This is a genomic window from Cobetia sp. (assembly GCF_983723665.1).
The window spans coordinates 1-6,379 of the sequence record NZ_CFDJES010000153.1; the positions used below are offsets into that span (position 1 = coordinate 1).

The 6,379-nt window shown below is 58.4% G+C and carries 6 protein-coding genes and 1 pseudogene; 4 read left to right on the forward strand and 3 right to left on the reverse strand.

What is annotated here, in order from left to right:
- On the reverse strand, positions 1–461 hold a 461-nt coding region (locus tag AC4FAH_RS12615; RefSeq protein WP_490246139.1), incomplete at its 3' end, for a nucleotidyl transferase AbiEii/AbiGii toxin family protein.
- Positions 451–1,275, reverse strand: a complete 825-nt coding sequence (locus AC4FAH_RS12620) for a type IV toxin-antitoxin system AbiEi family antitoxin domain-containing protein (RefSeq protein ID WP_490246140.1) — start codon at positions 1,273–1,275, stop codon at positions 451–453. The genes AC4FAH_RS12620 and AC4FAH_RS12615, both read right to left, overlap by 11 nt.
- A 378-nt stretch (positions 1,276–1,653) precedes the next feature.
- On the opposite strand from AC4FAH_RS12620, the gene AC4FAH_RS12625 reads away from it, so the two are divergent.
- Positions 1,654–2,808, forward strand: a complete 1,155-nt coding sequence (locus AC4FAH_RS12625) for a M20 metallopeptidase family protein (protein WP_490246141.1) — start codon at positions 1,654–1,656, stop codon at positions 2,806–2,808.
- 37 nt (positions 2,809–2,845) lie between these two features.
- Positions 2,846–4,351: an AbgT family transporter gene (locus tag AC4FAH_RS12630; RefSeq protein WP_490246142.1), complete on the forward strand. Its 1,506-nt coding sequence runs from the start codon at positions 2,846–2,848 to the stop codon at positions 4,349–4,351.
- 1 nt (position 4,352) lies between these two features.
- On the opposite strand, the gene AC4FAH_RS12635 is transcribed toward AC4FAH_RS12630, so the two are convergent.
- Entirely contained in the window at positions 4,353–5,249 is an 897-nt protein-coding gene (locus AC4FAH_RS12635) for a LysR family transcriptional regulator (RefSeq protein WP_490246143.1), read from the reverse strand.
- 533 nt (positions 5,250–5,782) lie between these two features.
- On the opposite strand from AC4FAH_RS12635, the pseudogene AC4FAH_RS12640 reads away from it, so the two are divergent.
- A pseudogene (locus AC4FAH_RS12640) lies at positions 5,783–5,926 on the forward strand (flavin reductase family protein); the annotation flags it as partial.
- The gene (locus AC4FAH_RS12645; protein ID WP_287020252.1) at positions 5,907–6,266 is read left to right on the forward strand and encodes a flavin reductase family protein; all 360 of its coding nucleotides are present in this window, start codon (positions 5,907–5,909) and stop codon (positions 6,264–6,266) included. The pseudogene AC4FAH_RS12640 and the gene AC4FAH_RS12645, both read left to right, overlap by 20 nt.
- Positions 6,267–6,379: the final 113 nt, after the last annotated feature.

Genomic DNA, 6,379 nt, shown 5'->3' on the forward strand with positions numbered 1-6,379 from the left:
CAGATCTTGCCGCCATACAGGTCCGGTAGTGACACCACCTGCACCGCAACAAAGCCGTACTCGTCCTCCACAGCTTCAGCGACATCGCGCTCCTGGGGCGCGTGCAGAGTGCCACGCAGCACCGGCGACACCTCTACCTTCACCTGGCTACGCCCTCGGCGCACCAGGATCCTGAGCTCGTCTCGGCGATTATTCTGAAGCTCGGCGCGCACGCCTGGCAGCCGAGAGTTGAAGGCCTCTGCGAGGCGCTGCAGCGCCTCGCGACAGTGTCGTAGTGCCTCGTCACGGGGCTCCAACGGCAGGTAGGCCAGGTCGATATCGACCGATAAACGGGGTAATGACTGCACGAAGAGGTTGATGGCCGTACCGCCCTTGAGGGCGAAGCACGGCTCGTCATTGAGAAACGGCAGCAGCGAGACCAGCAGCCTGACCTGTTCGTGGTAGCGAGCGTCAATCGGCATGCAGGAACGCCTCCGGCACCGTCACGTGATATTCCCTGTCCAGCTTGCCGCCCTGGCAGAGCTGCCGCTTGCCTCTGCCGAGGTCCAGTCGGTCTGGTGCCAGCCGACCGTACCAGGCATGCCCGGCGTGGCGCGCCAGCACCAGGAAGGCCCGCTTGGTTCTCACCGAACGGCACCCCTCCAGCAATGCCTGCAGCCGGCGCGGGCGCAGCGTATTGAGCCCGCCGAAGGTGTCCACCAGCTCACTGCTGAACAGCAGCGCATTCGGCGTCACGGCGATCCACTCTAGGATCGCGCGCTCGGGCGTCGATACCTGCAAGCTGAAGGCCCGGCCATCCGACGCGTAGTCCGTGAAGCTACCGGGAAGCTGCACCGGCAGGCCCTTTTCAGAATGGAGCACCATCCACCCTGCCCACCTAGCATCACTCAACCACCGGGGCAGCCGAACGGCTTCCTTGCCATACAGGTGCGTCGTGGTTTCCCCCATGGGCAGATAATGGGTAAAGCCATGCAGTGCCAGGGCCGTCTGGCCACCCGGCCACAGCGGTGGAAAGTCCGTGTCGCCGCTCGTCTGCAGGGCGAAAACAGCGCTCTCCCAGGTAAGCGGCTCCCCCGCTTGGCAGTAAGCGCCGTGCCCCACGCGTTGCAGCCAGCCACTGTTGGCCAGCTTACGCGCCTGATCAGATGTGACGCCGTGTGACGCCAGCCAGGCGGTCGTCACGACGGCGTCACGCGGGATCTTCTGTAGTAACTGGTTTATTTTCACGTAGAAAAGCGACCTTAAGTTCCGTTCCCAATACAAATAATAAACCATGTCGGTTTACCTTCAAGATCAGAATCGTCATTTAAGGCCGCTTTTAGCATATAATTTAAACCATCGAATGGGCGGTACCCGGCCCTACGTAGACACGACTGCCCGACCTCTTGAATAGGCTATCGAAGCAGCGCTTCTTGCACGTGTCGATCAGCTGCTTTTTGCAGCCCCCACTAGGGGCCGAGCTGTGCGAGACAGAATGCATCACCGGTAATCACCTTTGCCCGCTACACCGGTAAATTCAGAGACAAGAAAATGAGTGCCCTCTGATATTCGTTGCACTCAGGTCAACAAACACGCCCTTCTTTGGTCTCCCTTCGCGTTTCCGACTTGTTCTAGCGTAGTCAAGCAACTCCTAAACTAGAACCAGGACAATCAATGTTTACTGACAGTCAGATAGAGACGGCTAGATCGCTCAGGCACCACTTCCATCAGCATCCCGAGCTGAAGTTCGAGGAGACCCAGACAGCGAAGGTGGTCTCAGAGAAATTGCGCGAGCTGGGCTACAAGGTCACAGAGGGTATTGCAGAGACAGGTGTCTTGGCGGAACTGGACACTGGTCGCCCGGGGCCCGTGATCGCCTTTCGCGCGGACATGGATGCGCTGCCGATTGATGAGGCCAACACCTTTTCGCACTGCTCCACCAAGCGTGGGCTGATGCATGCCTGCGGACATGATGGCCATACCGCCACACTCCTTTTGGCGGCAGAATCCATCATGGAGCAGCGCGGTACCCTGTCAGGGCATTTGAAGCTGATCTTCCAGCCGGCGGAGGAAGGCGGTAACGGCGCGGCGCGGATGATCGAAGAAGGTGTGCTGGAGAATCCGAAAGTCTCCGCGATATTCGGCTACCACAATCGTCCGAACTTCCCGGCCGGTCAGGTATTCGTCAAGCCCGGACCGGCCATGGGGGGTAACGACACCTTCCGGGTCACAGTCGAAGGGAAAACCGGGCATGCCGCCATGCCGCACCTGGCAGTGGATGCGATCTACGTGGGTACCTCGATCATCCAGCAACTTCAGGGACTGGTCGCGCGTCACAAATCGCCGCTGGAAGCAGGCGTCATTACGATTGCCGCCTTCCATGCCGGTGATGCGGCCAACATCATCCCCGGCGAAGCCGAGATCCTGATCAATATCCGCAGTGACCGCACTTCGTCGCGTGATGCTCTGGCCGGCCAGCTTGAGCAGGTCATTTCGGGCGTGTGCAGCGCGCATGGCGCCAGCTACCGAATGGCGCATGAGCTTGAGATCCCCCCTCTCCTCAATGACGCCGAATGGTCTGACAAGGTTCTCGAGATCGCTCGTCACCATCAAGTCAGTGATGACATCAAGAAGCTGGATTACATGCCCACCATGGGCGCTGAGGACTTCGCCTTCTACCTCAGGGAAATCCCCGGGTGCTTCTTCTTCGTCGGCAACGGCGACAGTGCCTACCTGCACAACGAGCATTACGACTTCAATGACGACATCCTGCCGGTCGCGGGCGGTGTCTTCCTATCGTTGGCCAAGGACTTGCTGGCACGCGATTGAACAAGTCGGTCAGATCAACATAACAAGGACAATAACAATGCAAGCCGTTCTCGCATCCATCGAACGTACAGGGAACAAGCTCCCTCACCCCTTCATTCTGTTCACGATTCTGGCAGGGTTGATCATCGTCGCCTCGGCGGTGCTGGATCTGCTCGGTGTGTCTGCCGTCAATCCGCAAAGCGATGCCGTAGTACATGTGCGTAGCTTGGTATCACCTGAGGGTCTGGAGTTCATGTTGACCAGCGTGGTCAGCAACTTCATCAACTTCCCGCCCTTGGGGCTCATCCTGGTCGTCATGTTCGGGATTGGACTGGCTGACAAGGTCGGTCTCATGTCCACGCTCATGCAGGTCAGCGTCGCGAAAGCGCCACCGGTCCTGCTGACGTTCTGCGTCTTCATGGCAGGTATCTGCGGCAGTATCGCCTCGGATGCCAACTACCTGATCCTCATCCCGCTGGCGGCGATGGTGTACCACTCCGTGGGCCGTCACCCCATCGCCGGTGCTGCGGCAGCTTATGCAGCTGCAGGCGCCGGCTACGATGCCAGTCTGTTCGTGACCGTGGGCGACGCTCTGTTTTCCGGCATCACCACGGATGCCGCCAGACTCGTGGATCCCGAGGCGTACATTTCCCCCGTCGACAACTACTACTTCGTCGCCTGCTCGGTGTTCGTGCTAGCCATCGTCGGGACTCTCATCATCGACAAGGTAGTGGAACCGCGTCTGCAACGTGTCCTGCCCATGGGCAAGGACTTCACGGCACAGGGCGAAAAGCCTGAGCTGAAGCCTGAAGAATGGACCGGCATCAAGCGCGTCGGCCTGGCCACATTGGCCTATGTAGCACTTGTCTTGATCGCGGTTCTGCCTGAGGCTTCACCGCTACGCAATGCCGATGGCGGCTTGATCCCCTCTCCCTTCCTCAAGTCTCTCGTGCCGTTGATGTTCCTGTACTTCGTACTGATAGGGCTTGTCTACGGCGCGACTGTCGGCAAGATCACCAGCAGTCGCGATGTCCCACAGAAGATGACGGAATCCGCCAGCGAGCTGGCCCCGACGCTAGTGCTGTTCTTCGCGATCTCGCAGTTCATCGCCTACTTCAAGTGGTCCGAGCTGGGTCAGTTCATTGCCATTGAAGGCTCCGATATCCTGCAAAGCACGGGCTTTACCGGCCTCCCGCTGGTCGGTGCCTTCATCGTGATGACGGCAGTGCTCAACATCTTCATGACGAGCGGCTCCGCGCAATGGGCACTGATGGCACCGGTCTTCGTGCCCATGCTGATGATGATCGATTTCGACCCTGCCTTCGTGCAGGCGATGTTCCGTATCGGGGATTCCAGTACCAACATCATCTCGCCGATGAGCCCCTACTTCTCGGTGGCGTTGGTCTACATGCAGCGCTATCAACCGGAAATGGGCCTCGGCACCCTCGTGGCTACCATGCTGCCGCTGGCCCTCGGCTTCCTGATCGCCTGGTCGACCTTCCTGATGCTATGGCTCTCTCTGGGCTGGGCCATCGGGCCGGGGGTCTACATGATGGCAAGCTGAGTCAGTGCATCCCCATCATCACCTTCCATAGATAGTCGGCAGCCGGCGTCAGCCGCCTGCCGACTCTGCGCACCAGATTGCCTTGGGTAGCCTCTGCCAAAGGATGCTCGATTGGGATGGCAGATAGGAGACCCGCCGAGACCTCTTCATGTGCCGCGGCTGCAGTCATGAAGGCGACACCAACGCCAGCACATGCCATCCGACGCGAGATGGAATGCAGATTGCAGCGGTAGGAAGGCGTCGCGACCTGGCCTGCCGTACGGAAGATGTCATTGACCAGACGCTGCGACCCCGAGACCTCCGGCAGGAAAATCAACTTGTGACGCGCCAACTCCGCCACGGAGACGCTCTCATGATCTTCCAGGGGGTGATCCCTCGCCACGAGCGCACATAAAGGCCCGCGGGCAAAGGAATGCACGACCAGACGCGGGTCTACCACCGGTCCGTAAGTCACCGCGATATCCACCTCATCATGCAAGACCATCTCATGAGGCTCGCGCGGCACATAGATGCCGGTCCGCATATCGATCATCACATCCGGATAACGCTTTGCGACGGTACTCAGCACCGACTTGATGAAGCTATCCACGAAACCATCACCGACAGAGACAGTGACCTGCCCTGTCTGCAGATTCTTCCAGCGTGACAGCGTATCGCGAAGCTCGGAGTTGAGTTGCCGCTGCGCAAGATAACTCTCCAGTACCAGTCTCCCCGCCTCCGTTGGCAATACGTGGCGGCCATTTCTCTCGAGCAACGCCACACCAAGCTCATTCTCCAGACTCCGGATCTGACGCGTCACGACAGAAGGATTCACATCCAGATGCTCCGCTGCCGCCCGAACCCCACCACAACTGCTGACCTCTTGCAGGTAAAGCGCACGCTTGTCCAAGCTATCCATATACCACTACACCTCAGAGACTTCATCGTCACGTTTGATGACTTGCCCGGAACCAAGAGCCCCTTGGCTTGCAGACTATCTTCGGAAGATATTATCAAGCTGACAGCCGTCTCGTGTCTGAGCGCATGGCTGATCGCGTACTTTTCCGCTCATTTCACATCTTCGTGCATGGTCCTGCGCAATTACCTCCCTCTCCGAAGGCCACAATCGTCAATCAGCCGAGAAAGTGGACGCCGGCAAGCCCCCATACGCATTGCGGTATGCCTAAGCTGGTCAGTAGAGATAACAGTCCATGTGAAATACAGCTTGTGATAGCGCTAGAGGTAGCAGCGGCTGACACCGCCGCAAACAAAAATGGCCATCGTGAAGGATTCACGATGGCCATTTTTCCATCACTTTCCCCCTTGTCACTCAAACTCTTAGCCCCGCACTATCGCTGCAGTCCCTCCCCCACGGCTGACACTTATCACCTCTCCATTCTTGCAGGGCTTGCCATGTAACTCTTCGATACCGACACCAAAGCTAACACCGCCATCGACCCCGCTAGTTTCCGTGAAGCCCTCGGCCACTTTGCCTCCGGCATCACCATCATCACCACCCAAGCCGACGACGAGCCGATCGGCTTCACCTGCCAGTCGTTCTACAGCGTCTCGATGAATCCGCCGCTGGTCTCCTTCAGCGTCAAGGCAAGCTCCTTCAGCTACCCGAAGATTCGCCAGGCAGAGCGCTTCGCTGTCAATATCCTCTCCAGCGAGCAAAGCCATGTCTCTAACCAGTTCGCCATGCGTGGGGGTGGACAAATGGCAAGGCATCGACTGGCAGCTCTCTCCTCTCGGCAACCCTGTCATCAATGACAGCCTGCACTGGCTCGACTGCAAGATTCACGCTGAGCACCCCGTAGGCGATCACCTGATCGTGATCGGAGAAGTGAAGGGGCTGAATTTGGATGTTGGTGCGACCGCGCGGCCGTTATTGTATTTCAAGGGGAAGTATGGGGGCTTGGCTGGAGGGGGATAAGACTGGAGGATACTGGTCGGCTGAAACCTTTGGGATCAGACTAGGGGATTATGAGTTGGCTTTTAAAACAATAAGTTACTGACACACAAGGAAAAGCAACCGTAATCGAGCGA